The organism is Clostridium zhoujianii (assembly GCF_051590805.1).
GTDB lineage: Bacteria > Bacillota > Clostridia > Clostridiales > Clostridiaceae > Clostridium.
Genome location: NZ_JBPUTF010000001.1, coordinates 1,021,300 through 1,045,586, shown reverse-complemented (window position 1 = coordinate 1,045,586; position 24,287 = coordinate 1,021,300). Strand labels below are relative to the sequence as shown.

The following is a 24,287-nucleotide window of genomic DNA, read 5'->3' as shown; positions in this document are numbered from 1 at the left end:
AATAAGATATACTTAATAAGTTAGTGCGAATATTTACGTTATAAAAAAACTCAACAAATGATTTTTAGTAGATAATTAAAAGCAAATTTCAAAACGAAGGGAACATTACATGGAAAAAATTACATTCAAGGATTTAAATTTAAAAGAAACGATATTAAGAGCTATAGAGGACTTAGGATATGAGTATCCATCTCAAATCCAAGCAGAAGCAATTCCTCTTGCAATAGAAGGTAACGATATAATCGGTCAAGCGCAAACTGGTACAGGTAAAACGGCCGCTTTTGGTTGCTCTCTATTAAACAACATTGTTAAAGGTGACAACATTGCGTCTATAATATTAACGCCTACTAGAGAGCTTGCTATTCAAATATATGAAGAATTAAATAAGCTTTCAAAATACGAAAAAATTAACGTTCTACCTATATATGGTGGAGATTCAATTCAAAAACAAATTAGAGAATTAAGAAGAGGAGTAGATGTAGTTGTTGGTACTCCTGGTAGAGTTCTAGATCTAATAAACAGAAAAGTATTACCTCTTTCTCATGTACAATGTTTAGTACTTGATGAAGCTGATGAAATGCTTAATATGGGATTCATTGAAGATATAGAAACTATTCTTAAAGAAGTCCCATCTGATAGACAAACTCTACTTTTCTCAGCTACAATGCCCGCTGCAATACAAAAATTAGCTAGAAATTATCTAAAGAAAGACTATAAAATCGTAAATATTAAAAAGGTTGCAATGACAGTTTCTAAGATTACTCAAGGATTCTTCGAAGTTAATCAAAGAAATAAATTTGAAGCACTTTGTAGAGTATTAGATTACGATACTCCAAATGCTGCAATCATCTTCTGTAAAACGAAGAAAGGTGTTGATGATCTAGTAGAAGGTCTTCAAGCTAAAAATTATGTTGTTGAAGGTATGCATGGTGATATGTCACAACTTCATAGAATGAAAACTTTAAAGAGATTTAAGGAAGGTTCATTAAGCTTCTTAGTTGCTACTGATGTTGCTGCTAGAGGAATTGATGTTGATGGTATAACTCACGTTATTAACTATGACTTAACTCAAGACGTAGAAAGTTATGTTCATAGAATTGGTAGAACTGGAAGAGCTAATAGAGAAGGTACTGCTTACTCATTTATTACTCCAAGAGAAAACTCAATGCTTAGACAAATAAGAACAGTAACTAAGGGAGATATTCAAAAAATGCCAATCCCTACTGTTGCTCAAATATTAGAGGCTAAAGCTGCTGCAAGAACTGAAGAAATCGAAAAGGTTCTTACTGAAAATAAATTTGAAAAGTATACATCAATTGCTAATGATTTATGTAATAAATTCAACCCAACTGATGTTGTTGCAGCTTTAATGAAGATGCAATTTGATAAGGAAATGAGTTTCGACTATACAAACGATACTATGGAATCTCCAAGAGCTACAACTACTAGCTCATCATATGGTGGTGGCCGTGGTAACGGTAATGATGTTAGATTATTCTTCTCTATCGGAAAGAGAGATAACTTAACTCCTAAAACTTTAGTAAAGTTCATAACTGAAAAAGCTGATATTAATGGTAAGAAAGTTAATAGAATTGATATTCTTGAAAGTTTCTCATTCGTAACAGTAGATAGTGATATCTCTGAAAAAGTTCTTCAAGCTTGTACTGGTCATAAGATTAACAAGAGAAGAGTTAATGTAGAGGTTGCTACAAAGAGAAGATAATCTCTTATAAAGAAACAACTCCATTTTCAGGAGTTGTTTTTTTATTCCATAATAGATTTTATTAAAGTTTCAACTTCTTCCTTTCCTATTTGCCATTCTCCCTTTTTGTCCTTCTTCATATTTATTATAACTGTTTTCTTCTCATTCTTAATCTCAGCTTTTCCTATATATATTATAAAAGTCTTCATTACCTCTCTATTTATTTCATCTTCACTCATGCCAGAATACTTTGTGATATCCTTTGTCATATCCTCAATTGTATCATCCATTATCTTTTCGAAATCCAATCCCCTTACCTCTACATTAACAATAGCATTATCACCATTAATCTCAGATGAAACTGCATTAAACTCCACTTTTTTCATAGCTGTAGTAACTGAAGTAAGTAAATCTTCAGTTAACTTATCATCTAAACTTTTCTTTATGGCTGGATCACTTGCAACACCCATTTTAAAGCCTTCGTTCCTAAGGCTTATTATAGAAAAAAACTCTGCATCACTTAACCCTATTTTTTCGATTCCCTCTTTATTCTCACTTATTAAAATTCCCATATATATGTTTAAACTTTCCTCGGGCGTTATCTCACTCTTCTTCTCACAAGAAATAATAACAAGTGATAATATTGCTATTAACCCCATAGTCATTATTCTCTTTAAAATTTTCTTCATATAGTCTCTCCTTAAAATTATACTTGTTAATACAATAGTCATATTATTCATCTCTCTTTACTCCTGTGATTAGATATTTCATAAATAAAAAGAACTCCCATTATGGAAGTTCTTTTTATTTTAAAATATTCTATAATTTTCTTGAAATAGCCACTATATCATAAATATCAATTATATTATCTTTATTTAAATCATACTCCTCATTAAATCCATATTCGCCTTTTTGCAAATTATATTTTTCAGCCACAATAGCTAGATCTAATAAATCAGAAGGTGGTCCTGGTTCTTCGACCTTTCCTAAGTCTGTCCAAAATTGAGTCCATACGTTTGGTGCCATATTGCTTATTCCATCATAGGTACATTGATACTTCTTTCCGTTAAATATTACTATATCTCCTTTTTTATAAATTGTAGAGTTACTATAATTTGAGTAGACCTCTACAATACTCACCTTAACAGATGCAATATTTGATGTTGCGGCTATTGCCCCCTTATTGATTACAGCCTTGTATTTATAAATTCCATTCTTTTTACCTGTAATGTCATAAGTGAATGTCTTTGCAGCATTTGTTATTGTTTCTGTCTTTATTTTTACATCATTTTCATATACATCTAAAGAAGTTCCATTACTATTTGATGGTACATCTACTGTTACTTTATAACTACCAGTTGTACTACCTGCTGTGGAGGTATTTACTCCTGGTGCCCTTACATCTATCTTTGGTCCTACATATACAGATATACTGTTTGATTCTATCTCATACTGTCCATCCGTAATAACAGCTCTATAGTTATAGTCACCATTAGCTTTACCCTTAACATCATGTGTAATTCTTTTTGCTGTATTATCAATACTTACTGTCTTTACTAGAGTATTCCCTTCATATAATTTAACAACATTACCCTTACTGTTTGCAGGAACGTCTACTATTACTGAATAATTACCATCTCTACTATCTACTGTACTAGCTGATACTAAAGGTGCCTTTAGGTTTACTACTACCTTATTTCGCTCTACCTCAGCCTTTGACGCATATCCATTTAGCTTTAAGTTTTGAGGTCCTTTTGATGGTCTTAACGTCATTGTTCCCATGATTAAATCATTTTTACCTGTTGCAAGATTAGACCATATACCACCTGTAATTGTAAAGTGAATAAAGTCCCCTCTAACTTCTCTCTTAACAGTAGCTCCATTTGCCCAAGGCTCAGTTCTAAAATTTACACAATTAGGTAAATCAAACTCAAATACCCAATCATTTGTAATAGTTTTACCTGTATTATTAATTAAACTTATTGTGTATTCATTATTAGGATGATCAAAGTTTTCTGTAAACTGAACATCAAAATCCATAAGTGGCAAAGTATTTTCTTTATGCTCTACCTTTAATGGCCCTGCTGCATCTAACTTATTTTTTGCAATTGTTGTTAAATCATCACCTATAACATATTTACCTGTACTATCTTTAGTATAGTCACCATCTATCTCCCAAATCATAACACCACCAAGATTCTTATTGACGATATAATCCATCTTTTCACCCATAGATTGTTCATCTTCAAAGCTTAGCCATACCTTTTTCTTCTCATTCCAAACATATGGTACCTTTGATACATCATCCCAGAATCTTTCATAACCTAGGGCTTTATCTGCTAATAGATTTTTAACATGCCATAAAGGATTTGAACCACCTGGTTCTTCTGAACCATCTGGAAGTTTATCGTGCCATACATTATCTATTCCTGTTGCACCCCACCCCTCTGATTCATCAATTTTTCCTTGCCATGCGCTACCATACAACCCTCCTGGATAGCTTGAAGGGGTAACCTTCTCCCAACCTCTTGTATAATATGGTACACCTACAACAATTTTTGAAGGATCACAAATGCCAGAAAAATATCTTACTGACCAATCTGTACTTAAATAATCATATCCAAGTGGCTTAGTTGCAGGATCTCTATTATCTGAATAAAGTGGTGAATTGTGTGCTACATATCCATCCCATGCTCCGTGATAATCATAGGACATCAAATTTATAAAATCTAAATAATCTACATATTCTCCTCTTCCCATTCCACCAAGTACCCAACCTGATGCCGTAACAGCTGCTGTTAATAAATACTTCTTTCCATCTTTATCTGATGCTTCATCTATTGTCTTTCTTAATACCTTCATCATTTCAAGATAATCATTATATAATCTAGCTCTTATTGGTTCGGCTACTGGAAAATCAATAGGATTTCCTGCTTCTCCAACTGATGTAGGATATTCATAATCTATATCTGCACCATCAAAGCCATAATCCCTTAAAAATTTTACTACTGAATCAGCAAAGGTTTGTCTTCCTGCTGCTGTTTGACACATTGTATAAAATCCTGATGATTCAGCCCATCCTCCTATTGATATCATCGTCTTTACATTTGGATACTTCTTTTTGTATGAGTTTAAAACATTAAAATGCCCCTTATATGGAAAATCCTTAGTTTGTCCTGGTAACTCAGCTTCTAAGGCTGCTACTTTATCTCCTATTGCAATCTTATTATCCTTGTCTATATGAGCAAATGCATAATTTATATGAGTCATTTTATCCCACGGCATTCTATCTGCTGTATAATTATCATTTGCAGGTTTGTTATATGCCCATTCTGGAAAATAGGCTACAACCTTTCTTTCAACTGTTTCTGTCATAGATCCCGAAGTAGCTTGTACACTTTTTTCTTCTATCCCCTTTGCATTTACTAAAGATACTGGTATCAATGTTGCACCTACTGTAACCATTGCTATAAGTGATATTAAACCTTTTCTTAAACTTTTCATTTTATCCCCCTCTTTCTAACATTACTAAGTTTATTTTACTCCTATAGATTTGAAAGAATAAAACTTTCGTAACAATTATTCCTACATTTCATTTTATTATTAGACTTTCATTTACAATCTTCTCTATTTGAAATCCCAATAATGAAATACTTGTATCCTTAAGGGGAATTGTATATTTTCATTCCCTATAGAAGATATTAAAATAATAATTTTGGTTAAATATACTATAAAAAATAGTAGCACAACTTAAAGGTTGTGCTACTAAAAATAGTTTTATTGTAACTTAAAACTAGAATATTATATTATAGATAGTCTATCTGAAAAATTCTTGGGTTGCATAAACTTTATTACCTATCTTATAAACACCTACTCCAATTCCAGTGAAGTTAGTTGATAAGATATTTTTTCTATGGCCTGATGAATTCATCCAGTTAGTCATAAATTGGTTAGCTAAAGCATTAGCATCAGATACACCACCTATATAGGCTATATTTTCTCCCCATGCACTGTAACTTACCCCATCATTTTTCATCTGAACTGTAATAAGGTTACCCTCTGGGTCATTATGGTCAAAGTATCCTCTATCTCCCATATCTTGAGATTTAATTCTTGCATACTTTTCCATAGTAGAATTATATGATAATGCTGCAGCTCCAGCCTTAGCTCTTTCAGCATTTACCTTTTCGAAAATCATTCTTTCTACTTCTGCCATAAATTTTTCATTAGATGTTGGTACTTGTGGTTTGTTTACTGTAGGAGGTGTAACTTGTGGAGTCTCTACTACAGGCGGTTTTTCAACTGATGGCGGAGCTACCTGTGTAGGTGGAGTTTCTATCTCTTCTTTGCTATCACCTGCATTCCCTGGAACCTCAACCTTATCTTTTGAATCCTCTAATGGCTTGTCCTCATCATTTCCTGAAGTATTATTATCTGGCTGAATTATATCCTCATCTGGATTCTCTCCACTATTACCTTCTTCAATCTCTGTCTTATTTCCTCCAATTATATCTTTGAAAAAATCATTAATACTAATAAATATTTTTTTTATCTTAAACCAAATATATCCAAAGAATCCTTGTTTCTTAATAGATAACTCTTCCTTCTCATTAGAATCTTCACTAACTTTTACTTCTTCTGATTTTTCTACATTCTCAGTAAGGTTGTCTCCATTTTTATTAGATACAAGTAGATTTATACTTTCTATATTTGTATTCTTATCTATTGAAGCAAATGCTGTTGTTCCTACCCCTCCTAATAATGTTATTGATACTAATAGGGCAATTAGTTTCTTTTTCATCTGTACCACTCCTTTTTATTTTTTTGAACTTAATTACTTAAGTCCAATATCTTATTAGTTAAAGTACTTTTTACTTTTCACTAGTGGCCTCAGATACAGTTATAACATATTTCATTCATTATTTTTCTGAAAATTATTACTTTTACTTCATTTTTCTTTTTTAAATGGATATGAAATCTTTACATGTTAATTATAACTTAAGTTACTTTCCCTTTATGACAGGGATAGAAAAGGTTTTACATTTTATTCCTAGGTGTAAATTTCCACCTACTTTATTTAATATTTTTATTCATTTTAGTAATAAAAATCCTCAAACTCTATTACTTTAGATAATTCTTAATTAAAGATTTAAATTCATATTCCTCAAATATCTTGGACATTATTTTTTTATTTTCTTCAAATTTGTATTCTAAATCTTCTAATTTATGCTCAATTGGTGCATCTAATCTAATTTCTCCAAGCTTTTTACTTAAAATTGCTGAAGCTTCTCCTAGAATCTCACCCTCTTCTGTTGGTTCTTTTAGCAGATAATTCAATGGTGATTTTGCAATACCTAATGCTTCTTTCCAAAATAACTTTAATTCTTTTTCCTCTTTCTTATCTAAACCTTTTATATTCTCATAAAGATTCTCTATTGTTCCATATTCCTTTATTAAAGGTATTCCTGACTTCTCTCCAACTCCTTTTACCCCTGGAATGTTATCAGATGTATCACCAACTAATGCCTTTAAATCAACAAGTTGTGCAGGCGTAAGGCTATATTCTTCTTTAATATATATAGGTGTATATTCAAACACATTTTTAGGTGTATTAAATATTGATCTATCTATTCCATACTTTTCATTAAGATCATCAGCTTTACCTGTAACTAACCAAACTCTCGTATTTCTATCACATAACTGAAGGGAATCCCTATCCTTAGTCATTATATTAACAAGTATTTCATCTTGAAACTTTGCCGCATAGCTTCCTAAATAATCATCTGCTTCAAATTCTAAACTACTAGCTTGAGGTATCTTTAATTCAGCTAATAATTCTTGCATAGTAGCAAATTGTTCCTTCAATGGCTTGTCCGTTTCTGATCGTGTCCCTTTATAATCAGAATATAATTCTTTTCTAAAGGTATTTCGTGTTAAATCCCAGGCTACTAATATGTGACTTGGTTGCTGTTCCTTTAATATTGAAACTATTGTTTTCATCATAGGATAAACTGCATTTACATATTTACCTGAGGATGTTTGTAATAACTTCTCAAAAATCACTTCTTTTTCTTCCCTTGTTCTTGCTTTATAATATGCTGATGGCATAGTCCCAAAATACGCTGTAGTAAGCATTGAACTTCCATCAATTAATAATAAACTCTTCATATGATCCTCCAATTGTTTTCTATTGTTCTATATTATTTAACTTCATTTTTTATTAATTGTATATAGTATTTTAAAACTTTATTTACTTATTGGTAAATTACCTTTTTTCATAGTGAATCTTATTGTACTTTCTCTATTTTTTAATTCACCATGAATCTATATTCTACATATATTATTATTACGTAAATGTGAATAATTCAAGGAAGTGATTATTATGAATGAAGATAAATATTGTCCACCTATAATAAACCCATCAGATCCTAATACTATTCCAAAGTTTGTAGATCATCTTCAAATACCAGAGGTTGCAACACCAATTATTCCTTCAAGGGGTTCAGAAAATAAAGATTTTTATTATATCACAATGGAAGAAGTTTACCATAAGTTTCATTGCTGTTTCCCTGAAACAAAAGTTTGGGGATATGATGGAATGTATCCTGGTCCAACTATAGAAGTATTTAAAAATAATCCTATACAGGTACAATGGGCAAACTGTTTGCCATGTAAGCATATTCTACCAGTAGACACCACTCTTCATGGAGTAGCTCATAATCCTCAGGTAAGAACTGTAGTCCACTTACATGGTGCTAATGTTAAACCTGATAGTGATGGTAATCCAGATGCCTGGTTTACAAAAAATTATTCTGTCACTGGTCATGCTTTTACTAGGGAAGTGTATGAGTATCCAAACAACCAACCTAGCACTACTCTTTGGTATCATGACCATGCTATTAGCTTAACAAGACTTAACGTATATGCTGGTCTTGCTGGTTTATATATTATTAGAGATTCTATAGAATCTAAATTAAATCTTCCAAAAGGTAAATATGAAATTCCTCTTATAATTCAAGATAAATCTTTTAATGAAGATGGTTCTTTATTCTATCCAGCAGGCCCTGAACCTGATCCAAAGGCTCCTGCTGTTACAGTATATCCATCAATAATACCAGGCTTTGCTGGAAATACAATATTAGTAAATGGTAAAGTTTGGCCATATCTTAATGTTGAACCACGTAAATACAGATTTAAAATACTAAACGCATCTAACACTAGTGCATATACTTTAAATTTATCAAATGAAGATACTTTTTATCAAATTGGTACTGATGGTGGATTATTAGATTTTACAAAGAAATTAAAATCATTTATTTTAGAACCTGCTGAAAGAATAGATTTAATAATAGACTTTTCCAAGTCAAAGGGTAAAGAAATAATTTTATTAAATAGCGATAGTAATGCTGATGAAAATACTTCTATGGTTATGAAATTTAAAGTTGAGAAAACTTTAAAATCTTTGGATAACAGCTGCATTCCTAATATATTAGATCCTAATAAAAGAATAAACCAAAATTTAGCTTCTAAAATTAGACCTTTAGTTTTAACAAGACATACAGATGAATATAATAGGCCAATGTTTTTGCTAAATAATAAGATGTGGACTGATCCTGTAACAGAGATAGTACAACTAAATTCTATCGAAATGTGGGATATAATTAATCCATTCACCAGAGCTCATCCTATTCATGTTCATTTAGTTCAATTTAAAATAGTATGTAGAACTCCCTTCGATGTTCCTTACTATGAGGAAACAGGTAAAATTAAATTTACTGGTAATCCTGAAGAACCTTTAGATTTCGAAAGAGGTTTCAAAGATACAGTTAGAGCTGAGCCTGGTAAAATCACAAGAATAATAATGCAATTTAAGGATTATCCTGGAGACTTTGTATGGCATTGTCATATCCTTGAACATGAAGATTATGATATGATGAGACCTCTTAGAGTTTTAGAATAAAACTTCACCTATATGATCTCCTGACCACCTAAAAATAGGAGGTAAACTACCTCCTATTTTCATTACTGATATTTATCTCATACTTTACTTTTTTACATCTTTTTCTATTACTTTTATATCTCAATTCCAATACTACTTTAAAATAATGTTTATCTTATTAATTCATAACAATATCAATAAATACTTTGTATTTATTTCCATATTTGGTATAATTATTATTGATATATACTAATGCTAGTGCTTAAGGGGGAGAGCATATGGAAACAACTTTAAAATATTCAATGTATTTAGAGGATGGACATCCTACATTCAAATTTAATAAAAACAACCCCATACCAACGCTGCTTTCCAATGTTGAATATAATCTTATAGAAAATCATTTAGAGAAATACCTTGGGAAAGTTGGGGGAGTATACCACGAACATATCTCAGAAATCATGCATTTGGACATAATATATTTTATGCCTACAAAAGAAAGACCTTATTATACCTTTGTTACCGCAGGTATGAGTTCCATACCTATGAACATTCCTGCAAATACTAAAGAAGATAAATATGCTGAACTTGTAATAACCTTACCTGCTAATTGGAAGATTGGTGAAGAAGACCTTAAAGACATTAAAAATTATTGGCCTATACAATTACTTAAAGATATTGCTAGATATCCTTTTAAAAATAAAAGTTGGCTTGGACCATGCCATACAATTGATAATGAGTCTGATGAAGAACTTAACTTATATAACAACTCATTTTCTGGAGTTATACTTTTTCCAAATTTCACTTTAGATCCAGAATTCAGTAAAATTTTTATCAATAAAAATAAAACTATAAAACTCCATTCCTTAGTTCCATTATATAAAGAAGAAATTAATTTTAAGATTGATAATGGTTCTGAACCACTATTTAATAAATTTATATCTAAGAATATTAATGAGGTTATTAATTTAAATAGATTGAATACATGTAATAAGAAAAAGGGATTATTTAGTATATTTTATAGGTAAGAAAAGCTGTGGCTATCCATAGCTTTTCTTATTGAACATTTTCTTTAATTATAAATAGTTCTTGACCATACTCTACAAATTCATTATTTCTTATACATATTTCTTTCATTACCCCATCAACTGGAGATACTAATTCTATTTCTACATTTAAATATTTGATTATTCCCAATATAGATCCCTTTTTAACATTATCATTTAAATTTACAAAAGGCTCCTGATTAAATGGATTAACTATCTCTATCAATGATACATATTTTGAAGTCACCTCTACATACTCTTCATCTTTACATATAGTTCCTGCGACTTCTTTCATTGCCATATTCCTTAGCTTCACACCCTCATCTTCAGTAGATTTCTTCATAATAATCGTGGTATCTTTACTTTTAAATTCTAAATAATTAATATCTGTACTATTAAATTCATTGATTATTTCTACAACACTCTCTACTCTCATACTAAATCTCACTATTAAACATTGTAATTAAACAACTCTATTCTCCTTATATATTTAACTCTTTATATTCATACTATAAGTTTAACATATATTGTATTAATTATCAATTAATGTATTTTTTTATATATTTTAGCATAACCTTCACTCCGAGTTAATATATTTTTATTAACTTTACACTTTATTATTCTACTAATATACATCTATTAAAAATTCAATTTAAAAATATAAAAAACCCAGTAAAAGTAAAAACTTCTACTGAGCTTTTTTTTTTACCATACTACCCTGTATTGTCTAACCTATGGATATTTTACCATCCTATGATAAATAATAATGCTTAATTGGTTTTAGATCTTCATCTAATTCATAAACTAAAGGTGTTCCTGTTGGTATATTTAAATTAGCTATACCGTCACTTGAAATATTATCTAAGTACTTAACTAAAGCTCTTAGAGTATTACCATGTGCTGAAATTATAATTTTCTTACCTGCTTTCAATTTTGGTGCTATATTTTCATTCCACTCCTCTAATACTCTTTTCTCTGTATCAGCTAAGTTTTCTGTAACTGGTATTTCACTTTCATTTAAGCTACTATATTTTGCTTCATGTCCAGCATATCTTGGATCATCTTTAGTCAACTCCGGTGGCTTAACATCCACATATCTTCTCCATTTATGAACTTGTTCTGCACCATACTTTTCTGCAGTTTCATCTTTATTTAGTCCTTGTAATGCTCCATAATGTCTTTCATTTAGCTTCCATGACTTTTCTACTGGTATCCACATTAAATCCATCTCATGAAGTGTAATCCATAAAGTTCTTATAGCCCTTTTTAGAACTGAAGTATATGCTTCATCAAATATAAATCCATTTTCCTTTAAAATCTTCCCTGCTTGTCTAGCTTCTTTTAATCCATTTTCAGATAAATCTACGTCAGTCCAACCAGTAAATCTATTTTCTAAATTCCATTTACTTTCTCCATGTCTTATTAATACTAACTTAATCATTAAAACCTCTCCTTCCAAATATATTATTATATCTATCTATTTACTACCCTGCTTACAAGTAGCTTTAATACTTTATATTAGATTTTTTATATTTGATACCATATATTATTATTTTTAGTTATATAGTTAATTTATACTATTATAATAACACAATTGATAATTATTTTCAATTACTCTTTTGAAATAATAAAACTCTACCAATAATAAGTAGAGTTTTACTATCATTATATATCTTTTGAAATTAACACAATATCATAGATATCAATTATATTATCTTTATTTAAATCATAATCTATGCTATAGCCTGCTTCTCCCTTTTGTATGTTATACTTTTCAGCTGCAATTGATAAATCTAATAAACCATCATCTGTAATAGCAACTCCTAGATCCTTCCACTTATTAGGATTTTTATCTGGTGCCTCATTAGAAGACCACCATCCTATAAATTCATATTTCCTTCCATTGTATATAACAATCTCACCTTGCTTAGTATAACCTACTGCAGAATCCCATGCTGGATAGTTATCAACAATCTTTACTTTTACAGTTGCAATATTAGACTCTTTACTAAATATCGTATTCCTAATTACAGCACTATAAGTAAAGCTACCAGTTTTCTTACCTGTCATACTATAAGTAAAATCTTTCATTGAATTATTTATTACTTCAGTCTTTACTAAAGCTCCATTTTCATAAAAATCTAGAGTTGTTCCATTACTTCCACTAGGAACATTAACTGTAACAGTATACTTGCCATCTAAACTCTTTGATGTCGATGTTACAACTGTTGGAGCCTTTATTTCAATATCTGGTCCAACATAAACAGATGCTATTCTTGAAGTTCTCTCCTTCCCATTCCCCTTTATAACCACTTTATAGTTATAGGTACCGCTCTGTTTTCCTGTCATCTGATAGTTGAATGTCTTTTCACTTGAATTTATATTTTCTGTCTTTATTTTTGTATTACCTTCATATAATTCAACAGTTTGCCCATTGCTATTTTCAGGAACCTTTACAGTCACCTCATATTTTCCATCCTTACTATGATTTGTACTTGTTAATACTGCTGAAGGCATTAACTTATCCTTCCCACTATTTATCCTATCCCACTCTGTTTTAGATGCCTTCCCATTAAGAACCATATTTTGTGGTGCAGATGCTACCTTCATTGTAACTTGTCCTTCTGCTAATGTAGTCTTACCTGTACCTAATGCTTTTCCCCATCCTTCTGCTGATGTAATAGTGAAGTGAATGTTATTACCTTGTTTTTTTTGATTTATAGTAAACTCACCTGATGAAAGCCCATCCATATTAACTGTGTTAGGTACATCAAATTCCAATTTCCATGGTGCATTTATTGTAGCACCACTTTTATTATTTATGATAATCTTATCTTCTCCATATGGATGATCATATACTTCTTCTATATCCATATCAAAATCAATAAGAGGTAGTGTATTTGTTTTTTCTTCTATCTTTAATGGTCCTGCTGCATCTAACTTATTCTTTGCTATTGTTGTTAATGTGTCACCAATAACATATTTACCTGTTGAATCTTTTGAGAAATCACCATCAATTTCCCAAATCATTGCTCCACCAAGATTATTATTAACTATATAATCCATTTTTTCACCCATTGATTGTTCATCTTCAAAGCTCAAAAAAACTTTTTTATTTTCATTCCAAACATAAGGTACCTTTGATTTATCATCCCAAAATCTTTGATATCCAAGATTTTTATCTGCCAAAAGATTTTTTACATGCCATAAAGGATTTGATCCACCCGGTTCTTCACTTCCATCTGGAAGTTTATCGTGCCAAATATTATCTATTCCTACCGCTCCTGTTCCCTCTGAATCATCAACTTTTCCCTTCCATGCACTACCATATAATCCTCCTTCACGTTTTCCAGGCTTAACACCTTCCCAGCCTCTTGTATAATAAGGAATTCCAACTACAATTTTTGATGGATCCATCAACCCTGAAAAATACTTTACTGACCAATCAGTGCTTAAATAATTATATTTCATACCTGTTGTAGCCGGATCTTCTGGATCTGAATATAGTGGCGAGTTATGTGCTACATACCCATCCCATGATCCGTGATAATCATAGCTCATTAAGTTTAAGTAATCTAAGTATTGTACGTACTCTCCTCTCCCCATTCCTGCTAATACCCAACCTGAAGCTGTTATAGCAGCTGTTAAAAGATACTTCTTTCCGTCTCTAACACTTGCCTCATCTATTGTATCTCTTAGAACTTTCATCATTTCTAAATAATCATTATATAGCCTCCCTCTCATAGGATCTGCTACTGGAAAGTCAATTGGATTTCCTGATTCCTTAACTGATGTTGGGTATTCATAATCTATGTCTGCCCCATCAAAGCCATATTCCTTTAAAAAATCAACTACAGAGTTTGCAAAGGTTTGTCTTCCTTCTGGAGTTTGACACATTGTATAAAATCCTGAAGATTCTGCCCATCCGCCAATAGAAATCATAGTCTTTACATTTGGGTACTTCTTTTTATATGAGTTTAATACATTAAAATGACCCTTATAAGGAAAGTCACTTGTCTGTCCTGGCAATTCTGCCTGTAAGGCCGCTACCTTATCACTTATTCCAATTTTATTATCCTTTCCTACATGTGCGAAAGCATAATTTATATGGGTGATCTTATCCCAGGGCATTCTATCAGCAGTATAATAATCATTTGCCTCCTTTGTATAAGCCCACTCTGGGAAATATGCTACTACCTTTCTTTCAACTGTCTCTGTAGTTCCTGATGCTTGTACACTACTCATTTGTGAGCTTAAATTCTCTTTCGACTCTACTGCACTTACGCAAAGTGTAGGTAGACTTGTTGCAATGACTGTAGCTGTAATTAAAGCTGATAATAAACGTTTTCTAATAATTTTCATTTTATCCCCCTCTTATATTAATATCCTATAAATAGTTTACCCCTTTCTTTTACATAATTAGTAAAAGAATTTAACAAAAATTATGATAGTATATCCTTATTTTAGACTGATATTTCTATATTTTTTATAATCTTTTCTAATTCAATTGTTATTTTGTATGTTTACGTATTTTATAATTATTATTTAGTTCTAATAAATTAAACCTATAATAATTTACATTATAAAAATAAGGTGTATTAAAACAATTCTTAATCATTTTAATACACCTTATTCTACTTACTGCCTATTCTTTTATGTATCTATCTTTAAAATATCTCTTCTTATCTTCTTCATTAATCGGTCTAAGAACTCTGCAAGGATTTCCTACTGCTACTACCCCTGATGGAATATCTTTAGTTACTACACTTCCTGATCCAATTACAGTATCATGTCCAATTGTAACTCCTGGATTTACAATTGTTCCTGCACCAATCCATACATTATCTTCTATGTTTATTGGAAAAGCATATTGATAACCTTCATTCCTAAGTTCTGTGTCTACTGGATGTCCTACAGTTATTAATGTAACCCTAGGTCCAAAACAAACATGATTACCAATTGTTATTTTTCCTGAATCCAACATCATACAATCAAAATTCGCAAAAAAACTGTCTCCAATTTCTATATTGCGACCATACTCACATTTAAAAGGTTGAGAAATAAAGCATGTACCTACTTTACCAAATAGTTTTAATAGTAATGGATCATTTTGCTTAATTTCAGATGGATGTTTTGCGTTATATTCAAATAATATATCCCTTGTTCTAGTCATATCTTCTTCTACATCTTCCCAGACAGAGTGAAATAATTCACCATTATATTTTTTTTCTAATTCTGTCATAATTCTTCCCCCCATTATTCGTCTACTAATTTATCCTTTATGTTATAACTCTATTTTATATCTTTATTTAATCAGTGTAAACCTTTCCCGAAAAAAATTAATATTATTCTTTTTATAATTTGTCCCACTATGGTATTATCAATATATAAATTCATATCTAAAGGAGCTAAATATGCCTAAATATTTTATAATTTATTTGATTTTTATTAATATATTTGCTTTCATATTTATGTTTGTTGATAAAAAAAGAGCAATAAGAAATAAATGGAGAATTAGGGAGTCAACTCTTATCACCCTTTCAATATTTGGTGGATCAATTGGTATACTATTAGGAATTCAATCCTTTAGGCACAAAACTAAGCATAAAAAGTTTACTATAGGAGTACCTATTATTCTTATAATTCAGATTTCTACTATAATTTATTTATTTCTTTAATAATAAGAAAAAGGCTAGCAGTTCACCTTCTGCTAGCCTAAAAATATTATTTAATCCTTACTAATAACTGACCTGTTTTTACTTGTTGGCCTTCTTTTGCAAATATTGCCTCAACAATTCCGTCTTCTGAAGATACTATGTTTGTTTCCATCTTCATAGCTTCGATTACAACAAGTCCTTCACCAGCTTTAACTTCTTGTCCTTCTTCTACAAGTACCTTAATTACGTTTCCTGGAATACTTGCTCCGATTTCTAGTTTGTTATCAACATCAGCCATTTCAATAGCATTATCTGTTAATCCACCTATAATTCTTTCAGTCTTATCCTTAATTTTGATTTCTCTTCTATTTCCGTTTATTTCGAAATCTAAAGTTCTAAATCCATCTGCATCAAGTTTACCTATTTCAATTAATTGAACTATTAATGTTTTACCTTCTGCCACTTCAATTTCACTTGTTTCTCCTTCAGCTAATCCATGGAAGAATACATCGCTACCCATACGGCTTAAATCACCATATTCAATAACGGATTTTATATAGTCTTCAAATACATCTGGATATAAAGCATAGCTTAGTATATCTTTTCTTGATGGCTTGAATTTATACTTATCTTTTAAGTATTCTTCAATCTTATCAAAGTCTTCTGGAGCTAGTAACTCACCTGGTCTAACCGTTATAGGCTCTTCACCCTTTAATACAAGCTTTTGTAACTTTTCAGGGAAACCACCTTCTGGTTGTCCCATCATACCTTTAAAGTATGAAACTATTGAATCAGGGAATGCCATATTCTTAGCTTTTTCATATATATTTTCTGGTGTTAAATCATTTTGTACCATAAATATTGCCATATCACCAACCATCTTAGAAGAAGGTGTAACCTTTATAATATCTCCAAGCATTTCATTAACAACTTTATACATATGCTTTACATCATTAAATCTATGTCCTAACCCAAAGCTTTCAACTTGTGGCTTAAGATTTGAATATTGACCACCTGGTATTTCAAAATTATATATTTCTGCACTTCCTGACTTTAGCTCAGATTCAAACTGGCTATAAACCGGTCTTACTGTATCCCAATAATCAGATAGCTTTTGTACACCCTCTATATCAATTCCAGTATCTCTATCAGTGTGTCCAAGTGCTGCAACTATTGAGTTAAGTGCAGGTTGACTTGTAAGTCCTGACATAGAATTGAAAGTAGTATCAACTATATCCACTCCAGAATCTGCAGCCATTAACACGGTTGCTACACCATTCCCTGTAGTATCATGAGTATGCAAATGTATTGGAATCGATATTTCATTCTTTAATGCTGTAATAAGCTTCTTTGCAGCGTAAGGCTTAAGTAATGCTGACATATCTTTGATTGCAAGTATATGAGCACCCATCTTTTCAATCTCTTTTGCTTTTTTAACATAGTATTCAAGACTATACTTATCTCTACTAGAATCTAAAATGTCACCTGTATAACATAAAGCAACTTCTGCTACCTTATTACATTCTAACACTTGATCTAATGAAGTTTTTATTCCTTCTAACCAGTTCAATGAGTCAAAGATTCTAAATATATCTATTCCACTCTTAGCGGACTCTTTTATAAATTCTTTAATAACATTATCTGGGTAGTTTTTGTATCCTACTGCATTAGCACCTCTAATTAACATTTGGAACATAACATTTGGGATACGCTTTCTTAGTGATTCAAGTCTTAACCATGGATCTTCTTTTAAGAATCTGTAAGCAGTATCAAAAGTAGCTCCTCCCCACATTTCTAATGAGAATAAATCATTTCCATAAGTAGCTGTAGCCTTTGCAATATTTTTCATATCTCTACTTCTAACTCTTGTAGCCATTAGTGATTGTTGAGCATCTCTCATTGTTGTATCAGTTAGAAGAAGTTTATTTTGGCTTTGAATCCACTTAACCAATCCATCTGGACCTTGTTCATCTAGTATTTGTTTTGTACCTCTTAAACCATCTAATGTTTCTACTTCAGGAATTGCAGGAACATCATATTCTTTTTTAATTCCCTTAGTTTCATTTACTATCTTCTCTCCAATAAATCTTAATACTCTTTGTTCTTCATCAGTTCTTGGTTTTATATCAAATAATTGAGGGTTGTCTGATATGAAATTAGTGTCACATTCACCCTTTTTAAATTGTTCATTATTAAGTACATTGATTAAGAATCCAACATTAGTCTTAACACCTGTAATATTTATTTCCTTGATAGCACGAATTGACTTTCTAATTGTATCCTCAAAAGTTCTTGAGAATGCAGTGGATTTTACAAGTAAACTATCATAGTATGGACTAATTACAGCTCCACTATATCCATTTCCACCATCAAGTCTTATACCAAAGCCTGAACCTGTTCTGTATATATCAATTTTACCTGTATCCGGTGAGAAGTTATTTGAAGGATCTTCTGTTGTAACTCTACATTGAATTGCAAATCCTCTTGGCTTTACATCATCTTGAGAATATATTCCTATTTCCTCTGAAGCTAATGGATGACCTTCTGCTACTAAGATTTGGCTTTGAACTATATCTATACCAGTTGTTAATTCACTAACTGTATGTTCAACTTGTATTCTTGGATTCATTTCTATAAAGTAATGATCTCCATGCATGTCCACTAAGAACTCTAAAGTACCTGCACTTCTGTAATCTACAGACTTAGCTATTTTTATAGCATCAGCACATATTTCCTGTCTTTTTTCCTCTGTTAGTGATAATGCCGGACTAAATTCAATAACCTTTTGGTGTCTTCTTTGGATAGAACAATCTCTTTCATAAAGATGTACTATATTACCATACTTATCTCCAAGAATTTGAATTTCAATATGCTTTGGTCCTTCTAAATACTTTTCAATGAATATATCATCTATGCCAAAAGCCTTCTTTGCTTCATTTTTAGCGCTTCTAAAGTTACTTACAAGTTCATCTGCATTTCTTACAATTCTCATTCCTCTACCGCCACCACCAGCAGCAGCCTTTACCATTACAGGATATCCACATTCCTCTGCAATTTTAATAGCCTCTTCTTCTGAAGTTATTGCTCTTTCAACTCCTGGTATTACTGGAACCCCAACTTTTTTCGCAACTATTTTAGATTGAATTTTATCTCCTAATTGTTCCATCATTTCTGATTTAGGACCTATAAATTCTATTCCTACCTCTTCACATCTTCTTGCAAACTCAGCGTTTTCAGATAAGAATCCATAACCTGGATGGATTGCATCAACTCGTTTCTTTAATGCAAGAGTTATTATTTCATCAATATTTAAATAAGCTTCAACTGGACCTTTTCCCTTGCCTATTAAATATGCTTCATGAGCTTTAGTTCTAAACAATGCACGCTTATCTTCCTCTGTATAAATAGCTACTGTTCTTATTCCTAGCTCATGACAAGCTCTAAATATTCTTATAGCTATTTCCCCTCTGTTAGCAACTAATACTCTTTTAAATTTTTTCCCCAATATCATACACTCCTTTAACATTTGTCTCTTTGTTTATATTAAAAATACATTATTTTTATTAACTCATTTTTGTAATAGCCCTAAAAGAATGTATTTTTTTTGACAGTACCATACAAATTATATCATAATTATATCTCATTTACATGAAAATTTTTTCAGTTTTATCTACTTTTATCTTTATAATATATTTTTTCTAAAAATATATTATATTTAGTAATATTTAAAATTATACAATTTTATTCTTGAGGATTTTTATTTCTATATTAAATCCTATTTTTATCGAATTTATATAATTTTTACTTAATTAACTTTCTTGTTTAAGCAATTATATCTAAATACTATAGTATTTGTAAATATTTTTATTGTTTAAAATAATTTAATTGTTCAGATTTAAAATAGAACCATCCTGATTAAAGGTATTTACATTATATAGGAACACTATATCAGTTATTTCCTCTGACTCCATTAACTTATCTATGTCATCAGTATAGTATCGTAAGTCAACTACACTTATTTGCCCATAGTGTGAGTTTAAAAATGGTAGAAAACTATTTGCATAAGAATCCTTTATAATCAGTAATTTCTTCTCTGGATTACCTAATGTTTTTATATTTATAAGAGGGTGATTCCCCCCAGTAAATACTTCATATTTATCCTTTTGCTTTAGAGCATCGCTATCAAAAAGACTAGTAGCCTTCTCTTGCTCCTCTACATAGCTAACAACAAACTTTTCATCCTTAGGGATATAAACTTCTACTTCATCTCCCTCCCCACTTATTGTTCCAATTTTCGATGATAAACTACCATAAAATGAATCTGACACCTTCTCTATGGTAAAATCCTTCTCCTCTTTTGCTACTAGTCCTAGATCACGACAAAATTTTCTATAACCTATATAGGCACCTTTACTAGTCCAATGGTGATCAGTTTTGTAATACATATAGTTATCTTTGTTCTTATATAAATCTTCATAGGGATTTATATATTTAATATTAGAATTTAGACCGCCTTTTATTTTGTCCATATACTCTAATTGATCATCCATAATTGCATACTTAGGTAACTTTTCCTCTAGTACTTTACCTGCAGTAGGAACTAACATGAAAGTAGTATCAAGGTTACTATATCTTTTAGAGAAGTTATTAATGGCCTCTATTTTTTCCTTAGTTTCCTCTTCACTAGCCTCTTGAAATTGCTCTATAAGTTGATTATCCTCACCTATATAAACCCCATTACTTCTATTCTTCCCAAATACATCATCAAACTTTGCTTTTATAGAAACAAATCTACTTCTACCAGGAAATTGATCTGATTTGTAGTTTGAATAATCTTCAGTATATTCTCCATTCACAAATGACTTCAAAGTAAACTTTGGTTTCATACTTAATTTCCTATTTTCTTGTTCTGAAAAATCCTTATCTTTTTTTATACTACCTACCAATGTTATTGAAAAAATTAAACCTATAAATATCATTGCTAGCAAAATATTATTAGCTTTTTCATATTTCTTGACTTTCTTTTTTTTCTTAACTAAATACCTACTTTGTTTTTCAATCTTATGTATCTTCAACCCAAACAACTCCCTTTTTTCCTAAAACCTAAAGTATAAAAATGGATTGTAAGTATCACTTACAATGAAAGCAATACTAATTATTAAAATTAAGAATTGTATACTTACTATTAAGAATAAATTTATTCCATCCATATTAAATTTTACTTTTCTAACAAATTTACTAACAATTTGTGTTGAACATATTATAGCTATGGCTAATATCAAAAAATTAGTAGATAATATATATTTAAATACATTATCCATTAGTATGTTATCCCCAAACCCAAACATTACAGAGATATATCTTATTGCAGAAGAAAGGCTATCTGTATCAAAGAATACCCATCCCACAATCACTAAAATCATTGTGTATATGTGAGCAAATATAGTAGGAATTCTATCTAAAATCTTCTTTAAGAATAACTTTTCAATAAAAATCAATATACCAAAGTATAATCCCCAAGCAATAAAATTTTTGCTAGCTCCATGCCAAAGTCCAGTTGCAAACCATACTATAATAAGGTTTCTAAATTGTATTCTTAGTCCTCTTCTATTTCCCCCTAATGGTATATATAAATAATCTCTAAACCATGAGCCTAAAGATATATGCCACCTTCTCCAGAACTCTGTTATACTTTTTGAAATGTAAGGATAATCGAAGTTCTCTATAAAATCAAATCCAAACATTTTCCCAAGGCCTATAGCCATATCTGAATATCCACTGAAATCAAAATATATTTGTAAAGTAAATGCAATTATTCCAATCCAAGCTGATAATACCGATATATTTTCAATGGGTATATTTTTAATTTCCACCCAAATAAGACCAATATTATTTGCTATTATTACTTTCTTGCCTAGCCCTATAATAAACCTCCTGACACCTTGTCCAAATTTATCTAGACTTTCATATCTATTCTTTAACTGTTTTTCTACATCACTATACTGAACTATAGGACCAGCTACTAACTGTGGAAACATAACAACGTAAGCCCCAAAATCTACTATATTTTTTTGTGGTTTTACCTTTTCCATATAAACATCAGCTATATAGGATATTAGTTGAAAAGTGTAAAATGATATTCCTAAGGGCAATGGTAAATTTCTAACAGATAAACTACTACCAAATAGAACATTAATATTTTCTATAAAGAATCCATAGTATTTAAAGAAAAATAAAATACTAACATCTATTAGTATTAATGTTACAAATATAAATTTGTGTTTTTCTTCATCTCTTCGATTTTTTCTAATTAATAAAGCTCCAATATAATTAATAATTATAGATATCAAAATTAAAACTATATAGACTGGTTCTCCCCAAGCATAGAACATTAAACTCACTAATAGTATTATTAGATTTTTTGCTTTCCTTGGTACAATATTATATATTATTAATGTTAGTGGTAAGAAAAAAAATAAAAATATTAAACTACTAAAAACCAAAACTGTCACCTCTATTACGTCTTTATCTAAATTCTTCTTTTACTTCCTCTTTTATAATTTGATCCTCCTCTGAAATTATAAATATAATATATCTCCCTTCATTTTCTAATACCGCATTTCTTATTACTTCATATTTTTCAGGCCTATAATTTTTGAAATTCTCTCCTTGTTTATCAATCCTACTCTGTATTTTCTCCTTAGTCTCAGGTATCATTTTTTCATCTTTAACCTTTAAGATTAGAAATTCCTCTGCATCCATATTACTTTTAGGTATAAAGGAAACAAATTCTTCTATATCTTTACTATCTATGTTATATATCTTCTTAAGATCTTTCTCAGTTCCTACCTTAACTATCTCAGAGTTAACCTTAGCTTCTAAAGTACTTCTTATACTATCCATATTCGCATCCTTTACCTTAACTAAGGGATATAACAAAACAAATGTAACTACTATTACTACTATTTCCATTAAATAATACTTTCTATATCTACTTTTTTTTCTATTTCTCCCTCTTATCATTTCTCCACCTACAAAATTGTTAATTACTAATATATTTCTTAAGATAATCTAACCATATAGTATAAAAGTCATATTTAAGATGAATTCCATCCCCCTCATATAAGATCTCCTTCCCTTTTACTAATCCAGATATATCCACATAAATACTTCCAGTTTCAACTGCTGTTTCTTCTACCTTTACTTTAAATTTATCCAAATTATTATTTGTCAGTCTCTTATTTGTTTTAACTGCATTATCTAATACAGGAAGTGGTGACATTATATATATATTGGCACTTGGTAATGCTTCTTTTATCTTATTTAAAAGTTCAGTATATTTTTCTTTAAACATATCCTCGTTCTTTCCAGGAATTTCACCATCAAATTCTATTACATCATTCATACCATATAATAAAACTATATTTTTAGGGTTAAGATTTTTCAATTTATCAACCTTACTAGTAGCTTTCACAACTGTATCACCCTTGGTACTCAATACATTGTAGTCATTTATTACATCAAATTCCGATAAAGCCTCCATTATTGAATCTCCCATAAATATGGTGTCTTTATAGTATTTGCTATAATTCTTCCCTCCTATTCCCTCTGATTCCTCATTTTTTTTATTTGTATCTATATAATAGCTATCTTTAAATTCATCTATTTCACTCTCTATAGTATTCAAATCTCTCTCTTCTAACTTTAACAAATACTCTCTACCTTTATTTTCACTTTCATTAAGCTTCCCTTTATTGCCTCCTGTAATAGCTCCATTGATTGTAATAAAGCTTAATATTGCTGCTGCTATTATCAAAACTACTTTTTTCATATAATTATCCTCTTATATTACAAAATTTTCTCTCACTATTATAAAATATTAATTCTATATTTTGATTACAATTTGTTTACAACTCAATTATCCCCATAAAATTTCATCTTGATAT

Annotated in this window: 17 protein-coding genes; 4 read left to right on the top strand and 13 right to left on the bottom strand. The window is 30.4% G+C overall.

Annotated elements, in window-relative coordinates; translation table 11 throughout:
• Positions 1–109: 109 nt before the first annotated feature.
• On the top strand, positions 110–1,723 hold the full coding sequence (locus tag ACSYT2_RS04905) for a DEAD/DEAH box helicase (protein ID WP_430856064.1): 1,614 nt from the start codon (positions 110–112) through the stop codon (positions 1,721–1,723).
• Positions 1,724–1,764: 41 nt separating this feature from the next.
• Here the strand turns inward: ACSYT2_RS04905 and ACSYT2_RS04900 are convergent, their stop codons facing one another.
• The 4 genes from ACSYT2_RS04900 to ACSYT2_RS04885 all read right to left on the bottom strand — a co-directional run bounded on the left by ACSYT2_RS04900 (position 1,765) and on the right by ACSYT2_RS04885 (position 7,870).
• The gene (locus ACSYT2_RS04900; protein ID WP_438383837.1) at positions 1,765–2,391 is read right to left on the bottom strand and encodes a DUF5105 domain-containing protein; all 627 of its coding nucleotides are present in this window, start codon (positions 2,389–2,391) and stop codon (positions 1,765–1,767) included.
• 130 nt (positions 2,392–2,521) lie between these two features.
• Positions 2,522–5,206, bottom strand: a complete 2,685-nt coding sequence (locus ACSYT2_RS04895) for a glycosyl hydrolase family 18 protein (protein ID WP_438383836.1) — start codon at positions 5,204–5,206, stop codon at positions 2,522–2,524.
• 313 nt (positions 5,207–5,519) lie between these two features.
• The gene (locus ACSYT2_RS04890) at positions 5,520–6,503 is read right to left on the bottom strand and encodes a CAP domain-containing protein (RefSeq protein WP_430856061.1); all 984 of its coding nucleotides are present in this window, start codon (positions 6,501–6,503) and stop codon (positions 5,520–5,522) included.
• A 320-nt stretch (positions 6,504–6,823) separates the two neighbouring features.
• Positions 6,824–7,870, bottom strand: a complete 1,047-nt coding sequence (locus ACSYT2_RS04885; protein WP_438383835.1) for a 5'-3' exonuclease — start codon at positions 7,868–7,870, stop codon at positions 6,824–6,826.
• Positions 7,871–8,084: 214 nt separating this feature from the next.
• Here ACSYT2_RS04885 and ACSYT2_RS04880 point away from each other — a divergent pair, with 214 nt between their 5' ends.
• On the top strand, positions 8,085–9,662 hold the full coding sequence (locus ACSYT2_RS04880; RefSeq protein WP_438383834.1) for a multicopper oxidase family protein: 1,578 nt from the start codon (positions 8,085–8,087) through the stop codon (positions 9,660–9,662).
• 257 nt (positions 9,663–9,919) lie between these two features.
• Entirely contained in the window at positions 9,920–10,666 is a 747-nt protein-coding gene (locus tag ACSYT2_RS04875; RefSeq protein ID WP_430856058.1) for a suppressor of fused domain protein, read from the top strand.
• A gap of 28 nt (positions 10,667–10,694) precedes the next feature.
• Here ACSYT2_RS04875 and ACSYT2_RS04870 read toward each other — a convergent pair whose 3' ends face one another.
• From ACSYT2_RS04870 to ACSYT2_RS04855, 4 genes are all read right to left on the bottom strand, one after another.
• Entirely contained in the window at positions 10,695–11,120 is a 426-nt protein-coding gene (locus tag ACSYT2_RS04870; protein ID WP_438383832.1) for an acetyl-CoA carboxylase biotin carboxyl carrier protein, read from the bottom strand.
• 315 nt (positions 11,121–11,435) lie between these two features.
• Entirely contained in the window at positions 11,436–12,125 is a 690-nt protein-coding gene (gpmA, locus tag ACSYT2_RS04865; RefSeq protein ID WP_430856056.1) for a 2,3-diphosphoglycerate-dependent phosphoglycerate mutase, read from the bottom strand.
• A gap of 224 nt (positions 12,126–12,349) precedes the next feature.
• Positions 12,350–15,046, bottom strand: a complete 2,697-nt coding sequence (locus tag ACSYT2_RS04860; protein WP_438383831.1) for a glycosyl hydrolase family 18 protein — start codon at positions 15,044–15,046, stop codon at positions 12,350–12,352.
• 283 nt (positions 15,047–15,329) lie between these two features.
• Positions 15,330–15,926, bottom strand: a complete 597-nt coding sequence (locus tag ACSYT2_RS04855; protein ID WP_430856054.1) for a sugar O-acetyltransferase — start codon at positions 15,924–15,926, stop codon at positions 15,330–15,332.
• 172 nt (positions 15,927–16,098) lie between these two features.
• On the opposite strand from ACSYT2_RS04855, the gene ACSYT2_RS04850 reads away from it, so the two are divergent.
• Complete coding sequence (locus tag ACSYT2_RS04850; protein WP_430856053.1) at positions 16,099–16,362, top strand: DUF1294 domain-containing protein; 264 nt, start codon at positions 16,099–16,101, stop codon at positions 16,360–16,362.
• 46 nt (positions 16,363–16,408) lie between these two features.
• On the opposite strand, the gene ACSYT2_RS04845 is transcribed toward ACSYT2_RS04850, so the two are convergent.
• The 5 genes from ACSYT2_RS04845 to ACSYT2_RS04825 all read right to left on the bottom strand — a co-directional run bounded on the left by ACSYT2_RS04845 (position 16,409) and on the right by ACSYT2_RS04825 (position 24,172).
• Positions 16,409–19,846, bottom strand: coding sequence for a pyruvate carboxylase (locus ACSYT2_RS04845; RefSeq protein WP_430856052.1), 3,438 nt, complete (start codon positions 19,844–19,846; stop codon positions 16,409–16,411).
• Between the two features lie 376 nt (positions 19,847–20,222).
• A complete protein-coding gene (locus ACSYT2_RS04840; protein ID WP_430856051.1) occupies positions 20,223–21,416 on the bottom strand; it encodes a DHHW family protein in 1,194 nt (397 codons plus the stop codon).
• A 21-nt stretch (positions 21,417–21,437) separates the two neighbouring features.
• On the bottom strand, positions 21,438–22,844 hold the full coding sequence (locus ACSYT2_RS04835; protein ID WP_438385000.1) for an MBOAT family O-acyltransferase: 1,407 nt from the start codon (positions 22,842–22,844) through the stop codon (positions 21,438–21,440).
• 22 nt (positions 22,845–22,866) lie between these two features.
• The gene (locus ACSYT2_RS04830) at positions 22,867–23,364 is read right to left on the bottom strand and encodes a DUF4358 domain-containing protein (RefSeq protein ID WP_438383829.1); all 498 of its coding nucleotides are present in this window, start codon (positions 23,362–23,364) and stop codon (positions 22,867–22,869) included.
• A 19-nt stretch (positions 23,365–23,383) separates the two neighbouring features.
• Positions 23,384–24,172 carry a GDSL-type esterase/lipase family protein gene (locus ACSYT2_RS04825; RefSeq protein WP_430856048.1) on the bottom strand — a complete coding sequence of 263 codons (789 nt, stop codon included), beginning with the start codon at positions 24,170–24,172 and terminating at the stop codon, positions 23,384–23,386.
• Positions 24,173–24,287 lie beyond the last annotated feature (115 nt).